The 14,223-nt window shown below is 67.9% G+C and carries 13 protein-coding genes and 1 pseudogene; 8 read left to right on the plus strand and 6 right to left on the minus strand.

Annotated features, from left to right (window positions below):
* Positions 1-42 precede the first annotated feature (42 nt).
* Both AC07YH_RS02890 and AC07YH_RS02895 read left to right on the plus strand, forming a co-directional pair.
* Positions 43-1,008, plus strand: coding sequence for a phosphotransferase family protein (locus AC07YH_RS02890; RefSeq protein ID WP_494745508.1), 966 nt, complete (start codon positions 43-45; stop codon positions 1,006-1,008).
* Positions 1,005-1,373 carry a DUF6285 domain-containing protein gene (locus AC07YH_RS02895; RefSeq protein WP_494745509.1) on the plus strand — a complete coding sequence of 123 codons (369 nt, stop codon included), beginning with the start codon at positions 1,005-1,007 and terminating at the stop codon, positions 1,371-1,373. Before AC07YH_RS02890 ends, AC07YH_RS02895 begins: the two co-directional genes overlap by 4 nt.
* Here the strand turns inward: AC07YH_RS02895 and AC07YH_RS02900 are convergent.
* The 4 genes and pseudogenes from AC07YH_RS02900 to rfaD all read right to left on the minus strand — a co-directional run bounded on the left by AC07YH_RS02900 (position 1,350) and on the right by rfaD (position 6,301).
* Positions 1,350-2,480 carry a DUF3089 domain-containing protein gene (locus AC07YH_RS02900; protein WP_494745510.1) on the minus strand — a complete coding sequence of 377 codons (1,131 nt, stop codon included), beginning with the start codon at positions 2,478-2,480 and terminating at the stop codon, positions 1,350-1,352. The two genes, AC07YH_RS02895 and AC07YH_RS02900, sit on opposite strands and share 24 nt — an antisense overlap.
* Before the next feature lie 47 nt (positions 2,481-2,527).
* Positions 2,528-3,730, minus strand: coding sequence for an acetyl-CoA acetyltransferase (locus AC07YH_RS02905; protein WP_494745511.1), 1,203 nt, complete (start codon positions 3,728-3,730; stop codon positions 2,528-2,530).
* Positions 3,731-3,740: 10 nt separating this feature from the next.
* Positions 3,741-5,212, minus strand: a pseudogene (locus AC07YH_RS02910) (hydroxymethylglutaryl-CoA synthase family protein).
* A gap of 87 nt (positions 5,213-5,299) precedes the next feature.
* A complete protein-coding gene (gene rfaD / locus AC07YH_RS02915) occupies positions 5,300-6,301 on the minus strand; it encodes an ADP-glyceromanno-heptose 6-epimerase (protein ID WP_494745512.1) in 1,002 nt (333 codons plus the stop codon).
* 105 nt (positions 6,302-6,406) lie between these two features.
* Here rfaD and AC07YH_RS02920 point away from each other — a divergent pair, with 105 nt between their 5' ends.
* From AC07YH_RS02920 to sseA, 5 genes are all read left to right on the plus strand, one after another.
* Positions 6,407-7,837 (plus strand): cryptochrome/photolyase family protein, encoded by a 1,431-nt coding sequence (locus AC07YH_RS02920; protein ID WP_494745513.1) that lies wholly within the window; start codon positions 6,407-6,409, stop codon positions 7,835-7,837.
* Positions 7,838-7,891: 54 nt separating this feature from the next.
* Positions 7,892-9,121, plus strand: a complete 1,230-nt coding sequence (locus AC07YH_RS02925; RefSeq protein WP_494745514.1) for a class I SAM-dependent methyltransferase — start codon at positions 7,892-7,894, stop codon at positions 9,119-9,121.
* A 10-nt stretch (positions 9,122-9,131) separates the two neighbouring features.
* Complete coding sequence (locus AC07YH_RS02930; RefSeq protein WP_494745515.1) at positions 9,132-9,416, plus strand: hypothetical protein; 285 nt, start codon at positions 9,132-9,134, stop codon at positions 9,414-9,416.
* 109 nt (positions 9,417-9,525) lie between these two features.
* Positions 9,526-10,506, plus strand: coding sequence for a cysteine synthase A (locus AC07YH_RS02935; protein ID WP_494745516.1), 981 nt, complete (start codon positions 9,526-9,528; stop codon positions 10,504-10,506).
* A gap of 34 nt (positions 10,507-10,540) precedes the next feature.
* Positions 10,541-11,398, plus strand: a complete 858-nt coding sequence (gene sseA / locus AC07YH_RS02940) for a 3-mercaptopyruvate sulfurtransferase (protein WP_494745517.1) — start codon at positions 10,541-10,543, stop codon at positions 11,396-11,398.
* Here sseA and AC07YH_RS02945 read toward each other — a convergent pair.
* Positions 11,395-12,471, minus strand: a complete 1,077-nt coding sequence (locus AC07YH_RS02945) for an amino acid ABC transporter substrate-binding protein (protein ID WP_494745518.1) — start codon at positions 12,469-12,471, stop codon at positions 11,395-11,397. The genes sseA and AC07YH_RS02945 overlap by 4 nt on opposite strands.
* 80 nt (positions 12,472-12,551) lie before the next feature.
* On the opposite strand from AC07YH_RS02945, the gene metC reads away from it, so the two are divergent.
* Positions 12,552-13,706, plus strand: coding sequence for a cystathionine beta-lyase (gene metC, locus AC07YH_RS02950; RefSeq protein ID WP_494745519.1), 1,155 nt, complete (start codon positions 12,552-12,554; stop codon positions 13,704-13,706).
* On the opposite strand, the gene AC07YH_RS02955 is transcribed toward metC, so the two are convergent.
* A complete protein-coding gene (locus AC07YH_RS02955; protein ID WP_494745520.1) occupies positions 13,703-14,221 on the minus strand; it encodes a YdeI/OmpD-associated family protein in 519 nt (172 codons plus the stop codon). The genes metC and AC07YH_RS02955 overlap by 4 nt on opposite strands.
* Positions 14,222-14,223: the final 2 nt, after the last annotated feature.

A 14,223-nucleotide genomic window follows, 5' to 3' on the forward strand; every position in this document is an offset into this window, starting at 1 on the left:
GACCTCTTGCGTGACGTAAGGTGAAAGCTGGAAGCTCGCTTCATGGACGTCGCCGCCGCTCTCGATCGCCTCGCCGCCCGCCTGTCGCCGACCGCGACGGGGGCCGTGAACGTCCGCCGCTTGTCGGGCGGCGCCAGCCTGGAGACCTGGGCCTTCGATCTGGACGACGGGACGCCGCTGATCCTACGCCGCCGGCCGGACGGCGCGGCGATGCGCGAGACCGCCCTGCCCCTGGCGGCTGAGGCCGGCCTGATCCGCGCGGCCGATCAGGCGGGCGCGCCAGCGCCCAGCGTGGTCCATGTCTGCGAACCGGCCGACGGCCTCCGCGAGGCCTATGTCATGCGCCGACTGGAGGGCGAGACCCTGGGCCGGCGGATCGTCCGCGACGAGGCCTTCGCCGGCGTCCGGCCCAGGCTCGCGCACCGTTGCGGTGAAGTGCTGGCGCGAATCCATGCCGTGTCGACCGACGGCCTACCGGAACTGGCCACATCCGATGCGCGGGGTGAACTGGCGCGCTACGAGGACATCTACCGCCAACTGGGCGCCCAGCGGCCGATCCTGGAAGCGGCGTTCCGCTGGCTGGAGGAGATCGCTCCGCCGCCGCCCGAACGGCCGGTGCTGGTGCACGGCGACTTCCGCAATGGCAACCTGATGATCCATCCGACGGGCGGCCTCGTCGGCGTTCTGGACTGGGAACTGGCCCATCTGGGCGACCCTGCCGAGGACCTGGGCTGGATCTGCGTCAACTCCTGGCGCTTCGGCGAGTGGCGCAGGCCCGTCGGCGGCTTTGGCGACTATGCCGACCTGCTGGCCGGCTATGGCGGCGGGATCGACCTGGAGCGCGTGAAGTTCTGGCAGGCCCTCGGCTCGCTGAAGTGGGGCGTCATGTGCCTGATGATGTATTCCAGCTTCGCCACCGGCCAGGACCGCTCGATCGAGCGCGCCATGATCGGCCGGCGGACCAGCGAAACCGAGATCGACCTCGTCAAGCTGATGGAGACGGTATGATCTCCCATCCGACCGCCGCCGAACTGGCCGAGGGCGTCGCCGCCTTCGACGCCGACCCCGTGATCCCGGGAGACGCCCGCCAGACCTTCCTGGCCCGTGTCGCCGACAACGCCCGCGCCACCCTCGCCCGCGAGGCCGAGCACGGAGCGCGACTGGAGGCCGAGGCGGTCGAGCGGCTCTCGAAGCTGATGGGCGAAACCGGCGACTTCGCCACGCTCAACGGCAAGCTCTGTCAGGCTCTGCGCGAGGGCGCGATCGACCCACGCGATCCGGCCCTGCTGGCGCACCTGCGCGCCACGGCCATCGGCCAGATCGCCATCGACCAGCCGACCTACGGCGGCCTAGCGGCTTTGCGGGATGGCTAGCGGCCGGCCAATCATGGTCACCGAGCGCGCCAGGGCGTCGGCCTCGAGATCGGCGTAGAACAGGTTGTAGGCGTCGACCTTGCGGCGGTCGGCCCAGGAACCGCTGTCGCGCAGGGCGCTGGACTTGGGCTTGCTGGTGCGCAGCAGACCGTTCTCGCAATGGGCCGAGACCTGCCGCTGCAGGAAGGCCGGGCGAGCGCCCCATTCCAGCCCCGTGGCGTTGGCCGCGCCCAGGTTCAGCTTGGCCGGCGCCCGCTCGGCGCTCACTCCGCCCAGCAGCGGATTGAAGCACAGCGGCGCGCGGTGCTCGAGATTGACCAGCTGGTCGGTCCCGTCCCAGACCAGCGAGCGGCCTAGCAGCTCCTGCACGGCCTGGAAGTCGCCCTCCTGAGCCGAGGCCCAGGCCGCGACACAGCTGGTCTCGCCCTTGTGCTCGCAGGCTGGGATCGTCGCCTTGGGCCCGTATTCGTCGGCCGGGGCCACAGTCTCGATCAGATAGGCGGCGACCAGGCGGCGCTTGAGATCGGGATCGGTGGCGATCTCCTCGCGCACCAGGCGCGCGGCGAGGGAGCCGCCCTGCTCCACCCCGACGACGATGAACGGCCGCGCCTCGCCGTAGCGCGACAGATAGGTCTTGAAGGCCTGGCGGACGTCGCCATAGGCGAAGCGTCGCGCGTCGCGGGCGTCGTCGCGCAGGGTCAGATAGGTGTAAAGGCTGGCCTGGCGGTAGCGCGGTGCGAACACCCGGCCGACGCGGTCGAACGGCCCGGCATAGTTGGGGATCACCACCCGCGACAGGAACCGCTGGGCCTTGGGCTGCTCGATGCCGCCGTTCCAGTCCCGCCCGCCGTCGAAGGTGGTCGGATGGACGAAGAACACGTCGACCGGCTGGTTGGCCCGGGCCGCGCCCGGCAGCAGCGCCCACGACGTCCGCTTGCCGTAGTCCGGAGCCGGCGGCGGGTGATAGGTCAGGAACGGGACCTTGGGGTCCAGAGCGTTGCTGAGGATGTCGTATCGGAAGACGAAGGCGGCCGCGAGGAACAGCGCGACGAACAGCGCCAGCCCTCCGAAAACCCAGCGCTTGAAGCCTTTGAACGAACCGCCCATGAGCCTGGGTTACACCAAGGCCAAGGCGGCTTTAAGCCTCTTTTCCGCTATGCCCCGTCTTGGCCGATGATCGCCACCGAACAGACATTGCTGGCCGGCGCGCCGCCCAGATTGTGGGTCATGCCGAACACCGGATTGGCCAGCTGCCGCTCGCCCGCGCGGCCCTGCAGTTGCAGGTACATCTCGTAGAGCATCCGCAAGCCCGAGGCCCCGATCGGGTGGCCGAAGCACTTGAGGCCGCCGTCGATCTGGCACGGCACCCCGCCGTCGGCGTCGTAGAAGCCGTCCAGCACGTCGCGCCAGCCCTGGCCCTCGGGCGAGATGAACAGGTCCTCCATCGTCACCAGCTCGGTGATCGAGAAGCAGTCATGCACCTCCATCATCGAGATCTGCTCGCGCGGCCGCTCGATGCCGGCCTCGCGATAGGCCTTGCCGGCAGCGATGCGGGCGGTGTGGAAGTGGCTGCCATCCCAGCCGTTGTACTGGCTCTCGTAGCCGTTCGAGACCGACAGCTGCAGGGCCTTCACGGTGACGAGGTCGTGCTTGCCCAGGCTGCGAGCGATCTCAGGCGTGGTGACGATCGCCGCGGCCGCGCCGTCCGAGACGCCGCAGCAGTCGAACAGGCCCAGCGGCTCGGCGATCATCGGCGCGGCCAGGGCCTGCTCGGCGGTGATCGGCTTGCGCAGGTGGGCCTTGGGGTTCTTGGCGCCGTTGGCGTGGCTCTTGACCGAGACATGGGCGATGGCGCGCTTCAGGTCGTCCTTGGAGACGCCGTGCTTGGCGCGATAGGCGCTGGCCAGCTGGGCAAAGTTGCCCGGCGCCGAGCCGTTCGGCATCACCTGCGGATTGAGCGTGCCGGGATTGGCGACCGGCAAACCGCCATAGCCGGTGTCCTTCAGCTTCTCGACGCCAACCGCAAGCGCGATATCGGCCGCCCCAGCCGCCACGGCGTAGACCGCGCCCCGGAAGGCCTCCGAACCCGAGGCGCAGAAGTTCTCGACCCGGGTGACGGCGATATTGGGCAGGCGCAGGGCGATAGACAGCGGCGTGCCGCCCTTGCCCGAACCGATCTCGTCGATGTGGGTCGAGAACCAGGCCGCGTCCAGCTGGGTCTGGTCGATGCCGGCGTCCTGCATGGCCTCCAGATAAGCCTCGACCATCAGGTCGTCGGGACCGGCGTCCCAGCGCTCGCCGAACTTCGAACAGCCCATCCCGAGGATGGCGACCTTGTCGCGGATGCCCTGAGGCATGACGATCTCCCTATTCGGCGGCTTGAGGGGTTTGGACGGAGATCGCCGCACGGTCCGGCGTGGCCTTCCAGAAGTAGCGGACGAAGCCGCGCTTCTCGTCGACCTCCTTGATGCGGAACACCATCCGCACCGGCAGGCCGGTCTCGACATCGCCGGGCGCGACGTCGGTGATGTCCATCATGATCCGCCCACCGCCCTCGAACACGATCATGCCGTAGTGGTTCGGCGGTGCCATGGAAAAGGTAAGGTAATCAGCCGAATAGCTCAGGACGTTCGCACGACGCTCGGCGAAGCGGTACGGCTCCTGGGTGTCGACGGCCGGGTTGTTCGGCGCGACCGAGATGCGGGTGCGCGGGAACTGCACGACGCCCGTCTCGCGACAGCGCCCACCGACCAGCCCTAGGATCATGTCCTCGTTGCGATAGAGCGTGGTCAGGGCCGTCTTGTTGTCCTTCTCGGCCCGCATGCCCTTGTCCCATCAATGAGGCCATTGAAGGTCAGGAATTTCAGGTAGTTGGTCTCGACTTCTCGATCAGCCAACGAGCCGGTGACGCCGCGCGCGGGGCGCTGGCCCTGGCCCTGGCCCGTGGCGCGGAACACCAGGGCCTCGGCGCCCTGGCCGAACTGGGCGACCAGGATGACCTCGCCCGCCTTGGCGTGTTCCAAGGCGTGGGCCAGCATGATCGGCCCGTGCGCGCAGCCGGCCTCGCCCATCACCGCGGCGAGGTTGTCGCGGACGGCCTCGGGCTTGATCCCGACGTTCTTGGCTACGGTAGCGGCCATGCCAGAGAAGGTCGATGGAAAGCAGAAATGATCGACATCAGAAGCGCTTAGGCCGGAAACCTCCAGCGCCTTGCGGATCGCCGGCGGGACCAGCTTGACGATACCCTCGTCGCGGATCCAGCGTTCTTCCCAATAGTAGTCGAAGCCGCCGTCGTCGCCGCGAAAGTGGTCGACGAAGTCGTCGGTGACGCTGCCGCGCCCCAGCAGCTCGGCGGCGCCGGGACCATCAGTGACCACGAAGGCCGCCGCCCCGTCGCCGAAGTCCAGCTCCTGGGCCGAGACCGCGCGGGCCTTGCGGTGCTCGCCGACAGCCACCAGCGCCGTCCCGCCAGCCGCCAAGGCCTGGCCCAGCGCCGTCAAGCCGCAGCGCTGCGAGCCGGTGACGTCGCTGGCGGCGATCGACTTCTCCAGGGTCAGGGCCGCCGAGACGATGCCCGCGTTCAGCCGATCGGCGAACGGCGCGGTCGTCGAGGCGAAGTAGAGGCTGTCGATGTGGCTGCGGTCGTCGCTGGGACCCAGGGCGTCGCGGGCCGCCTCGACCGCCATGGTCAGGGCGTCCTCGTCCCAGTTGGCCATCGAGCGCTCGCCCTTGCCCTTGGCCTTCAGGTTCGGGGCGACCCAGGCATTGGCCTCGGTCACCGCCTTGCGGCTCAGACGCAGACGCGGCGCATAGGCGCCCCAGGCGGCGATGCCGGCCATGACGTACTCCCTGACGTCGAGGTTCGAAGCCTCGATCTCAGGGGTCAGCCTACGCCGACGACACCGCCTCGCAACCGTGCCCTGACGTCAGCGGAAAGGGTCTTCGGTATTGAGATAGCCGGCCACGTAGTCGGCCACGCCATCCTCCAGCGCGGTCATCGGCGCGTTGTAGCCGGCGGCCCGCAGGCGGCTCATGTCGGCCTGGGTGTAGTACTGGTACTTGCCGCGCAGCACCTCGGGCATGTCGATATAGGTGATGTCCGGTTCGCGATTCACGGCCTCGAAGGTCGCCACGGCCAGGTCGCGGAACGAGCGCGCATGGCCCGAGCCCAGGTTGAAGACGCCGTTCACGGCCGGGCTCTTGCTCAGCCAGGCGATGACGTCGACCACGTCGCGGACATAGACGAAGTCGCGCAGCTGGCCGCCGTCCTCGTAGTCCGGATGGTGCGACTTGAAGAGCTTGACGCCCTCGCCGGCGGCGATGCGCGGCCAGATCTGGGCCACGACCGACTTCATGCCGCCCTTGTGGTCCTCGTTGGGGCCATAAACGTTGAAGAACTTCAGGCCCGCCCACTGGGCCGGAGCATGGCCGCGATGGGCCTCGCGCACGGCGTAGATGTCGAACAGCGCCTTGGACCAGCCATAGGCGTTCAAAGGCCGCAGGGCCCGCAAGGACTCCAGATCGTCCTTGCCCTCAAAGCCGAGCGTCCCGTCGCCATAGGTCGCCGCCGACGAGGCGTAGATCAACCGCTTGCCGGCTTGCGCGCACCAGTCCCACAGGTCGCGCGACAGCACGAAGTTGGACTGCACGATCTTGTCGGCGTCCTGCTCGGTCGTCGAGGACACCGCACCCATGTGGACGACAAGCTCGACCTCGGCGCCGCGCTTGGCCAGCCAGTCGTTGAGCTGCTCGGGCGCCACGAAGTCGGCGATCGGATGCTTGGCGATATTGCGCCACTTGCCGGAGGCCGCGTCGCGCAGACGATCGCAGACCACGACGTCGAGCGCCGGATCCTCGCAGAGGCGCGCGACGATATTAGACCCGATGAAACCCGCGCCGCCGGTGACCAGAACGATGCGACGGCTCATCGGGTGACTTTCAGGGCTACGGCTTTCGGCTGACTCAAGGCAACTCTTCCGGCGGACAGGGATTTCAGGCGCCCAAGAGGTGACCTTTCGGGCGGGACGAGGCAAGTGCGGACAGATCAGAACCAGGAACCCATCGTCGTCTGGTTCCGCAACGACCTGCGCTTAGCCGACAATCCGGCCCTGCGCCATGCCGCCGAAAGCGGCCGGCCGGTGATCGCGCTCTACATCCTCGACGAGACCAAGGGCGTCCGTCCCATGGGCGCGGCCTCGCTGTGGTGGCTGGACAAATCGCTCAAGAGCCTGGCCGAAAGCCTTGAGAAGCTTGGCAATAAGCTGGTGCTGCGCAAGGGCGTCGCCGCCGAGGTGCTGGACGACGTGCTGGCCCATAGCGGCGCGACCTGCGTGCTGTGGAACCGTCTCTACGACAAGGCCAGCATCGACCGCGACACCGAGATCAAGGCCCGATTGAAAGACGCCGGCGTCGATTGCCAGAGCTTCAACGCCGGCCTGCTGAACGAGCCCTGGACTGTGCAGAACGGCTCCAAACAGCCCTACAAGGTCTTCACGCCCTACTGGCGGGCGGTGCGCGAGCACCTGACCCACGTCACCGTAGAACCCGCGCCGAAGCATCTGAAATCGCCCGAACATTTCGCGCGCAGCGAAAGCTTGGCCGGCTGGAAACTGCACCCCAGCAAGCCCGATTGGTCGAAGGGCTTCAATGCATGGACACCGGGCGAAGCCGGAGCGCTGGAGCGGCTGGACGACTTCCTGTCGGGACCAGTCGATGGCTATGGCGATGCGCGCGACATCCCTGGCGTGGAGGCCACCTCGCGCCTGGCCCCGCACCTGCACTTCGGCGAGATCGGCCCGCGCCAGGTCTGGCTGGCCGCCCGCAACGCCGCCGAGCATGGCGATGCGCCCGCCGGCGAGGTCGAGAAGTTCCTGTCCGAGGTCGGCTGGCGCGAGTTCAACCATTCGATCCTGTTCCATTGGCCGGAGCTGCCGACCAAGAGCTTCCGGCCCGAATTCGACGCCTTCCCCTGGAAGAGCAACCACGCCTTCTTCGTGGCCTGGACCAAGGGCGAGACCGGCTATCCGATCGTCGACGCCGGGATGCGCGAGCTGTGGGTCACCGGCTTCATGCACAACCGCGTGCGCATGATCGTCGCCTCGTTCCTGATCAAGCACCTGCTGATCGACTGGCGCGAGGGCGAGGCCTGGTTCTGGGACACGCTGCTCGACGCCGACCTGCCCAACAATGTCGGCAACTGGCAGTGGGTGGCCGGCAGCGGCGCCGACGCCTCGCCCTACTTCCGGATCTTCAACCCCATCGCGCAGGGCGAGAAGTTCGACCCGAAAGGCGTCTATGTCCGCCACTGGGTGCCGGAGCTCAAGCACGTTCCCAACGAAGTTATCCACAAGCCGTGGGAGCGGGCCTTGCATCTTCCGGCCGAAGCCAAACGTCTCTATTCGAGACCAATCGTCGATCACGCCCAGGCGCGCGAGAAAGCCATGGAGGCCTATCGCAGCCTTTAGCCCAGGCGTGATTTTGCGATCCGGTCGCCAACGGCGTTAATAACGCGCAACCGGATGCGAGGCCTCGCCTTGGATACGACGCTCTGGAACCATCCCGATCTGAAGGCCGCTCCGGCCGCCTTCCGCACCGCGCTGCGCGTGGCGGCGACGAACTGGGAGCGTGGCTCCGTCACCTTCATCCTGCCCACCGGCAAGGCGCTGACCGTCACCGGCCGCCAGCTCGGTCCAAACGCGACGATCCGCATCCGCGACTACAATTTCGTCCGCCGCGCCTTCTCGTCCGGCGACATCGGTTTCGCAGAGGGCTTCATGGCCGGCGAGTGGGAGACGCCCGACCTGTCGGCGGTGCTGGAGGCGTTCTCGCTGAACTTCGACAAGCTGTCGGCGCTGGTCGATGGCAACCCGGTGATGCGGGTCGTCAACGTCCTCTACCACCTGTTCCACCGTAACAGCCGCGACGGCTCGAAGAAGAACATCCACGCCCACTACGATCTGGGCAATGCGTTCTATTCGCGCTGGCTGGACCCCAGCATGACCTATTCCTCGGCCCTGTATGAGCGGCCGAACCAGTCGCTGCCCGAGGCCCAGACCGCCAAGTACGCGGCCCTGGCCAGGACCATCGATCTGTCGCCCGGCAAGCACGTGCTGGAAATCGGCTGCGGCTGGGGCGGCTTCGCCGAGTTCGCCGCCAAGGAGGTCGGGGCCAAGGTCACCGGCATCACCATCTCCCAGGCCCAGTACGACTTCGCCAGGAAGCGCCTGTTCGAGCAGGGCCTGGCCGAGAAGGCCGACATCCAGCTGATCGACTATCGCGACGTCCAGGGCCAGTTCGACGCCGTGGCCTCGATCGAGATGTTCGAGGCGGTCGGCGAGGAATACTGGCCGTCCTATTTCGGCAAAATCCGCGAGGTGCTGGCGCCCGGCGGCCGCGCCGGGCTGCAGATCATCACCATCCGCGACGAGCTGTTCGCCGACTATCGCGGGCGCACGGACTTCATCCAGCGCTACATCTTCCCGGGCGGCATGCTGCCCAGCGAAGCGCGCCTGAAGGAAGAGACCGAGCGCGCGGCCCTTGAATGGAGCGATCTCAAGCGCTTCGGCCAAAATTATGCGGACACGCTGGCCGAATGGGCCCGACGGTTCGAGGCGGCTTGGAGCGACATCTGCAAGGACGGCTTCGACGAGCGCTTTCGGCGATTGTGGCGGTTCTATCTCAGCTATTGCGAAGCCGGCTTTCGCACCGAGCGGACCAATGTCATTCAGTTGGGCTTGAGCCGCAGCTAGCGAGGGCGCCGTGACGAACCTCTACACCCTGGTCCTCGACTTCCATGGCGGCACCTATATCAGCCAGTTCGATGCTGACTCGGCGGTCGACGCGGTGACAGCCTGGTGCGGCGAACTCCAGGAGGAACAGCTGCTTGGCGAGGTTTCCTCGGACGTCGCCGAAGGGATCATGATCGACGCGGTCGAAAACCGCCTGGTCGAGGTCGAGGGCCTGCACGGAGCCTGGTGCGCTGCGACCACCGTGTCGGGCGCCCTGGCGCTGCTGAACGTCATCATCACCCAGCGGCTGGACTAACGCCTTCTGGATCGCTGAAGCCGCCGGCAGGGTCTTCAGGAAAACTGGCCTTGCTTGTCGAGCCTGGGTCACGATCTAAGGCGCTCGAACACCGACCGGACCCTAGATCATGACCGCCCTGCCCAGCGTTTTAGACGCCATCGGAAACACCCCGCTGATCCGCCTGAACCAGGCCAGCGAGGCCACCGGCTGTGAGATCCTGGGCAAGGCCGAGTTCATGAACCCCGGCCAGTCGGTCAAGGACCGCGCGGCGCTGGGCATCATCCGCGACGCCGAAGCACGAGGATTGCTGAAGCCCGGCGGCCGCATCGTCGAGGGCACGGCCGGCAACACCGGCATCGGCCTGGCCATGGTCGCCTCGGCGCTGGGCTACAAGACGACGATCGTCATCCCGCGCACCCAGAGCCAGGAGAAGAAGGACGCCATCCGCCTGCTGGGCGCGGAACTGGTCGAGGTGGACGCCGCCCCCTATTCCAACCCCGACAATTACGTCCGCTATTCCGGGCGTTTGGCGCAGGAACTTGGCGCGGTGTGGGCCAACCAGTTCGACAATGTCGCCAACCGCGAAGCCCACTACCGCACCACGGGCCCGGAGATCTTCGAGCAGACCGGCGGCAAGGTCGACGGCTTCATCTGCGCGGTCGGCTCGGGCGGCACCCTGGCCGGCGTTGCAGCGGCCCTGCGCGAGCGCAAGCCCGGCGTGAAGATCGGCCTGGCCGACCCCTACGGCGCCTCGCTCTACGCCTGGTACAAGGACGGCGAGCTGAAGTCCGAAGGGACCTCGATCAGCGAGGGCATCGGCCAAGGCCGGGTCACCGCCAACCTCGAGGACTTGGCCGTCGACTTCCCGTTCCGCGTCACCGACGAGGAGATGCTGGACGTGCTCTATGACCTCGTGCAGCACGAGGGCCTGTGCCTGGGCGGCTCGTCGGGCATCAACATCGCCGGCGCCATCAAGCTGGCCCGCGAACTGGGCCCTGGCCACACGATCGTGACCATTCTGTGCGACCACGGCTCGCGCTATCAATCCAAGCTCTTCAACCCGGAATTCCTCGCGGAAAAGGGCTTGCCGACGCCGCCTTGGATGTAAGGTCCGGGCCAGTCAGATTCCGAGAGGCGCTCCCATGGCCACCCCGTCCGATCCCCTGGTCTCCACCGCCTGGCTGGCAGAGCATCTCGACGCGCCGGACGTGCGCGTGGTGGACGCCTCGTGGCACATGCCGGCCGCCCAGCGCGATCCTGGCGCGGAGTTCCTGAAGGTCCACATCCCCGGCGCGGTGTTCTTCGACATCGACGACATCTCCGACGAGACGTCCGACCTGCCGCACATGATCCCGACGGCGGTGAAGTTCGCCTCGCGGGTCAAGAAGCTGGGCCTGGGCGACGGTTCGCGGATCGTCGTCTACGACAGCAGCGGCATCCTGCCGGCGGCTCGCGCCTGGTGGCACTTCCGCGCCATGGGCCACGAGGACGTGGTGGTGCTGGACGGCGGCCTGCCCAAGTGGGTCGCCGAGGGCCGTCCGGTCGAAGACGGCCCGGCCGCGCCGCAGGAGCGCCACTTCACCCCGCGCTACCAGGCCGACATCTATCGCTCGCTGGAGCAGATGCGGAGCGTCGTCGAGACCGGCCGCGAGCAGATCATCGACGCCCGCGCCGCCGGCCGCTTCGAGGGTCGCGATCCCGAGCCCCGCGCTGGCCTACGCGGCGGCCACATGCCCGGCGCCCGCAACATCCCGCTGTCGGCCCTGCTGGGTCCCGACGCCACCATGCTGCCGACCGAGCAGTTGAAGACGGTGTTCGAGACCGCCGGCGTCGATATCGCCAAGCCGATCGTCTCGACCTGCGGCTCGGGGATCACCGCCTCGGTCGTGGCCTTGGCCCTGGCGCGCCTCGGCAAGCCGCGCTCGGCGGTCTATGATGGCTCGTGGACGGAATGGGGCGGCCTCGCGGACGTCCCTGTCGCGACGGGTCCGGCGACCTAACGCATCGGCGGGGCGTAAAGCAGGCCGGGCTTGGGCGCGTTCCACAGCGCGTTCAGGCCACGGTCCAGCTTCAGCGCCGAGCCGCCGCCGATCTCCTTGTCGAAGATTTCGCCGTAGTTGCCGCCGGCCGTGATGGCGCGCGCCGCCCAGTCGGCGTCCAGGCCCAGAATCGCACCGAAACCGCCCTCGCCCAACAGCCGGCGCGCCTCGGGATCGGCGCCGGTCGCCATCTCCTTGGCGTTGGCCTTGGTCACCCCGTGCTCCTCGGCCAGGATCAGGGCGTAGAGCGTCCAGCGGACGATGTCGGTCCAGGCCGGATCGTCCTGGCGCACCAGCGGGCCCAGCGGCTCCTTGGAGATGGCGTCGGGCAGGATGACATGGTCGCCGGGGCTGTTCAGCACCGATCGCGCCGCCGCCAGGGCCGAGATGTCGGCGGTGAAGGCGTCACACTTGTCGGCCTGGTAGGCGGCGCGAGCCTGCTCCTCGCTGTCGAACATCATGGCCGTGTAGGCGATGCCGCGCGCCCGGAAGAAGTCCTCCAGGTTCTGGGCCGAGGTCGCGCCGGTCTGGACACAGATCTTGGCCGTGTTCAGCTCGACCGCGCTGGTCAGGTTCAGGCTGCGGCGAACGAGAAAGCCCTGGCCGTCGAAATACGAGATCGCCGCCATGTCCAGCTGGTCGCCGGCGTCGCGCGAGAAGGTCCACGAGGTGTTGCGCCACAGGACGTCGACCTTGCCGGTTCGCAGGGCCGTGATCCGCTCCTCATTGCCGAGCGGGACAAAGGTCACCTGATCGGGCTTGCCCAGAACGGCGGCGGCCAAGGCGCGGCAGAAATCGACATTGAAGCCGCGCCAGCGCCCGCTGTTGTCCTGGAAGGCGAAGCCCGGCAGCTCAGGGTTCACCCCACAGCGCAGCTCGCCGCGCGCCTTGATCGCCTTCAAGGTCTTGCTGGGCGCGGCCGACTTGATCGCCAGCGGGGCGGCCGTGTCGGCCGGCTTGGGATCGGGCGCAGGCTTGCGCTGGCCGCACGCTGTGAGGGCCAGCACCGACAAGACCACTAAGCCAAAACGCACCGACAACCGATCGCTCCTTGAACCGCGCGCGTGGGGCCTTAAACCACAACCGTTAGGTCGCGTCGCGAGAGTCCCCCGCCATGGATGAAGAAACCCGTCTGGTCCGTACAGGCTCCGAGCCGACCGCGATGGCGCGTACGGTCAATCCGCCGATCCAGCGCGGTTCGACGGTGCTGCTGCCCAATGCCGCGTCACTGTATGACGACGACCAGATCACCTACGGCATCACCGGCCTCTCCTCGCCCGCCGCCTTGCAGAAGGCCCTGGCCGAGCTGGAGGGCTCGCCGGACGTCACACTCTATCCGTCGGGCCTGGCGGCGATCACAGGCGCCATGCTGGCGGTGCTGAAGGCCGGCGACGAAATCCTGGTGGTCGACAGCGCCTACAAGCCCACGCGGCGCTTCTGCGACCGCGTCCTGACCCGCTTTGGCGTGACGACCACCTACTATGATCCCGCCTTGGACGCCGACGCGCTGATGGCGCTGGTCACGCCAACGACCCGGATGATCCTGCTGGAGGCCCCGGGCTCCCTGACCTTCGAGATGCAGGACGTGCCGGCCATCGCCAAGGCGGCCAACGACCGGGGGATCATCACCCTGATCGACAACACCTGGGCGGCCGGTCTCTATTTCAAGCCGCTGGCCCATGGCGTGACCATCAGCGTCCAGGCCCTGACCAAATATGTCGGCGGCCACTCGGACTGTTTCATGGGCTCGGCCACGACCATGGATGTCGATATCGGCAACGAACTGGGCAACGCCATGTGGGACATCGGCTGGTCGGTATCGCCCGACGACGCCTACACCATGCTGCGGGGCCTGCGGACCCTGACCACCCGCCTGCCGCGCCACCACGAGAACGGCCTGGTCATCGCCCGCTGGCTGCAGGACCGGCCCGAGGTGGCCCGCGTGCTGCACCCCGCCCTGCCCGGCGATCCGGGCCACGCGCTCTGGAAGCGCGACTTCACCGGCGCCTGCGGCCTGTTCGGCGTGGTGCTGAAGCCTTGCAGCCAACGCGCCGTCCACGCCTTCCTCGACGCGCTGCGGTTGTTCGGCCTGGGCTTCTCATGGGGCGGCTATGAGAGCCTGGCCATCCACTGCGATCCGCAGCTGAAGAACCGCTCGGTCCCGGTCAGCCTGGAAGGCCCGCTGCTGCGCCTGCATATCGGCCTGGAGGCGATCGACGACCTGAAGGCGGACCTGGATCGCGGCTTCGACGCCCTGCGCGCGGCCTAGACGACCGCGCCGTCCTTCCAGTCGCGGGCCATGAACCGGCCCGGCGCGCCGCCTAGCACGGCCAGGGCCGCCTCGATGTTGCGGGCCTTGGCCGCGTCGGACTTGACGCTATCGAAGCGGCGCAGCGTCTCTTTCTGCAGGCTGGGCGTCAGCGCCTCCCAAGCCTTGGCGGCGGCCGGATCACGCTTGAGCCCCTCGGCGAAGGCGTCCGGCATCGGATGGGCCGGACCGCCGCGATAGGCCTCGTCGAAGACCACCGACACCTCGACCGTGTCACCCACCCCGACCCCGGCCGCCTCGCGCACCTCGCCATGCAGGTAGAGGCAGAAGCCGCCATCGCCGCGCGGCATCATGTTGATCCGCCAAGGCTCGGCGGGCGCGCCATTGACCTGCACGCAGACCGGCATCGGCTTGCGCCAGCCCTCCCGCAGGCGCGCGGCCTGCTCGGCGTCGATCGGCACGAACGGGTTGATGCCGTTGATCTCGATCCGGGCTGTGAAGCGAAGCTGGGTCATGA

It is taken from the genome of Caulobacter sp. GW456-12-1-14-TSB4 (genome assembly GCF_059424195.1).

Coding starts and splice junctions, on each gene's coding strand:
- AC07YH_RS02890 (WP_494745508.1), top strand. CDS start 43: ATGGACGTCGCCGCCGCTCTCGATCGCCTCGCCGCCCGCCTGTCGCCG.
- sseA (WP_494745517.1), top strand. CDS start 10,541: ATGGCCACCCCGTCCGATCCCCTGGTCTCCACCGCCTGGCTGGCAGAG.
- AC07YH_RS02900 (WP_494745510.1), bottom strand. CDS start 2,480: ATGGGCGGTTCGTTCAAAGGCTTCAAGCGCTGGGTTTTCGGAGGGCTG.
- metC (WP_494745519.1), top strand. CDS start 12,552: ATGGATGAAGAAACCCGTCTGGTCCGTACAGGCTCCGAGCCGACCGCG.
- AC07YH_RS02955 (WP_494745520.1), bottom strand. CDS start 14,221: ATGACCCAGCTTCGCTTCACAGCCCGGATCGAGATCAACGGCATCAAC.
- AC07YH_RS02895 (WP_494745509.1), top strand. CDS start 1,005: ATGATCTCCCATCCGACCGCCGCCGAACTGGCCGAGGGCGTCGCCGCC.
- AC07YH_RS02935 (WP_494745516.1), top strand. CDS start 9,526: ATGACCGCCCTGCCCAGCGTTTTAGACGCCATCGGAAACACCCCGCTG.
- AC07YH_RS02905 (WP_494745511.1), bottom strand. CDS start 3,730: ATGCCTCAGGGCATCCGCGACAAGGTCGCCATCCTCGGGATGGGCTGT.
- rfaD (WP_494745512.1), bottom strand. CDS start 6,301: ATGAGCCGTCGCATCGTTCTGGTCACCGGCGGCGCGGGTTTCATCGGG.
- AC07YH_RS02925 (WP_494745514.1), top strand. CDS start 7,892: ATGCGAGGCCTCGCCTTGGATACGACGCTCTGGAACCATCCCGATCTG.